Here is a 2,829-nt window from a genome sequence, read left to right as displayed (position 1 = left end):
CACTGGGGTATCGGCGCACCTCGGAAGGGAAAGTTGTGCCGCGACAGGCAGAGGTTCGCTACAGTGCCCAGCATCAGAAAAATATCCGGAGTTTTGAGGCTGGAGTTAATGCTTATCAGCTGTGGGACCAATCGCTGGGCATCGCCGAATCTGATTTGGACGAACGGCTCTCTTTTTTGCGCATGATGGAGCGCTTGGTCGAGTGTCCGGTATCGAGCGAGGTGCACTATCTTGGCAATTTGGTGCATGAAGACAACTTCGGTTCGGAGCGTAGTTACAAAGTGATTAATTCCTCCGGGTTGGCACGGATCAATTCAGAAGGAATAGAAACCTTCTATCGCAAGTTCAGCAAAAACATGTCTTATGGTGAGCGTTGGGTGGCTTGGCCACAAGGCTCATTGAGTCGGCTTGACCCTGATTTAATGATGGATTTTGTCGGTTTACGCGATGCGCGTTACAAGCACGCCCAAGCGATAGAGAGACTGCTGGAATTGACACAAAGTCAACAGGCCACCGACGTCATAGTATATGGGGCCGGAGAATTTTTTGAGTCTCTGGTTCCTGAGCTGATTAAGAGCAACATCCATATTCGTAGCGTTATCGATAAAAAGGCCAACTTTGGGAACTACCAAGTGATGGGATATGACGTTATATCACTATCCGAGAGTTCAATTCCATCTGGCTCTGTGTTGATTATCGCATCAGCCTCCTTTGTGGAGGAAATCCAACGAGACATCTTTGCTGCTATATCCAGCCAAGATGTGACCATATTGTCATTGAATTGAATTCCAAGGAAACAGACACATGCTGGATCTGTCAATGAAACATGCTTTGCCTTTTAATGCGTTATTGCATCAGGAACTGCTGTCCGGGAAACGCAAGGCGATTGCGTGGGGTGTGGCGGGAAACCTTTATTATCATGTGCTCCAATCCCCTTATCCATTTGTTGCCATCATCGATGGTCTTAATGGCCCTCAAGTCGGCCAGTTCATATTTGATATTCCGGTTGTAGGACCAGATGTGCTTAATCATTACCCCGCAGAGGAGGTAGTCATTGTCATCTTTTCAGATTTGCAGCAATTTGGTGGACAGATTATCGAGCAACTTGGTCATTATGGCGACTACACCTATATTACTCCCTACGTTGAGGCGACCTGTCAGCCATCGGTAATGTTACAGCAAAAGCTTGAGCGGTTGATCCGCGAGCGTCGAACACATCGTTTGCCTCAGGTGGTGCAGCGTGTCGTGTTATATATTCGCTTCTTGGTCAAAGGTGGAGCTGAGCGGCAGATGGTCTTACTGGCCATCGGATTGCGACAGCTGGGATGGGAAGTGCATTTGATCTCGGTGAAGCATAAGGACTTTGAGGTTAATCACTGGGAGATGCTTCTTCGCTCTCATGGTGTAGAGCTCTACTTCGTGCCTTCTGCTCGTGAGTGCTGGCCGAACTTGATGCAGGATGAAAATGGCTGCCAGCTGGCTCCTCAACTGGCTCCTTTCTTTGAGCCCGGGCTGCTTCATTGTATTCTCACTGCCTATGAGTACATGCAACACGTTAAGCCAAAACTGGTTATCGCCTATCTGGAAGATGGCAATGTTATTGCTTCCATGGCTGCAATTTTCGCGGGAGTTGAACAGATCATCATCTCTGGCAGGAGTGTAGCCCCCTCAGAATTTCCTGAATACCTGGCTGTTTATGATGAGCCTAGGTTGGCTGCTTATTATCGTCTAATGGCCGAGTTGCCAGGAATCATTTTGAGTGTTAACTCCATGGCAGGGGCGCAGTCGTATACTCGCTGGCTAAATTTGCCTGAATCGAGCATCCCCGTAGTGAAAAATGCTGTCATGGCCGAGCGAGTTGAGGGGCAGGAGCCTCTGCATCAGTTAGGTATTCATTTATCGGTCCCAATATTAATGGGGATCATGCGACTATCTCCGGAAAAGTCTCCATGTCGTTTTATCGAGGTTGTCGCTTCTGTCATTGCCAAACTGCCTCAAGCCCATGCAATTTTAATTGGTGATGGACCATTGCGCTCAGAGGTTTCCGCTTGTATTGCACAGCAACCATGCCGCGATCGTATCCATCTTGTTGGTGTGAAAGATAATGTTTTTGAATGGCTGAGCTGTGCCAGTCTACTCATTTCTACCTCCAGTCATGAGGGAATGTCTAATGTTATTTTGGAAGCCCAAGCACTTGGTTGTCCTGTTGTAGCGACAGATATTCCCGGGAATCGGGAAACTGTACTGACAGAGTTCTCCTGTGACTTAATTCCCTATGGTGAATGGGATTTGATGGTTGAAACGGTAGTGTCATTGTTGATGGGTAATGGAGTGAAACCATCAGTTGGTTTGGCAGAAAAGATGAGTGAGCATTATTCACCACGTATGCTTGCTGAAAAAACGCTGGAACTTACTAATAAAAAATAAAGCGGAGACGGAATATGGATGTTATCTTATTCGGTGCTGGTGACGTTTGTGATTCATTTATCAAAAGACTTCCTAAACGCTTTTCAATATTAGCCATAGCGGATAACAACGAAGACTTGCACGGTAAGTTTAAGAATAGATTACCGATTATATCACCTAGCGATATTCATATATATGAGCCGGATTTTATTATTCTCTCTTGTCTCCGGAGACATGTTTCAGATATCTGTGCTCAACTCGCCAAGCTGGGGCTGGATGACTTATATTTACCCTTTCCTTATGATGAGGAAAGTGAAATGAAAGATCGAGAGAGACAGGAAGCGAAGGGGTTAATTGGGCGCGAGCTTGTGGATAATATAATAGGTAGTAAAAACACTAGTGGCAGTGTTTTTTATCACATAT

The 2,829-nt window shown here is 46.2% G+C and carries 3 protein-coding genes; all 3 read left to right on the top strand.

Features of this window, described 5'->3' with window-relative positions; all coding sequences use genetic code 11:
* Positions 1–785, top strand: a 785-nt coding sequence (locus LD28_RS23405; RefSeq protein WP_162182395.1) for a hypothetical protein, incomplete at its 5' end; no start/stop codon positions are given.
* A gap of 19 nt (positions 786–804) precedes the next feature.
* Entirely contained in the window at positions 805–2,427 is a 1,623-nt protein-coding gene (locus LD28_RS0111750; RefSeq protein ID WP_033137156.1) for a glycosyltransferase, read from the top strand.
* 14 nt (positions 2,428–2,441) lie between these two features.
* On the top strand, positions 2,442–2,829 hold a 388-nt coding region (locus LD28_RS0111745), incomplete at its 3' end, for a hypothetical protein (RefSeq protein WP_033137155.1).

It is taken from the genome of Aeromonas finlandensis, assembly GCF_000764645.1.
Taxonomy (GTDB): Bacteria; Pseudomonadota; Gammaproteobacteria; order Enterobacterales; family Aeromonadaceae; genus Aeromonas; species Aeromonas finlandensis.
The sequence above is the reverse complement of the archived record's forward strand: the minus strand, read 5'-3'. Positions and strand labels throughout refer to the sequence as shown.

What these genes read in the sequence shown, in the direction of transcription:
- LD28_RS0111750 (WP_033137156.1), top strand. Translation starts at nt 805, where the DNA reads ATGCTGGATCTGTCAATGAAACATGCTTTGCCTTTTAATGCGTTATTG.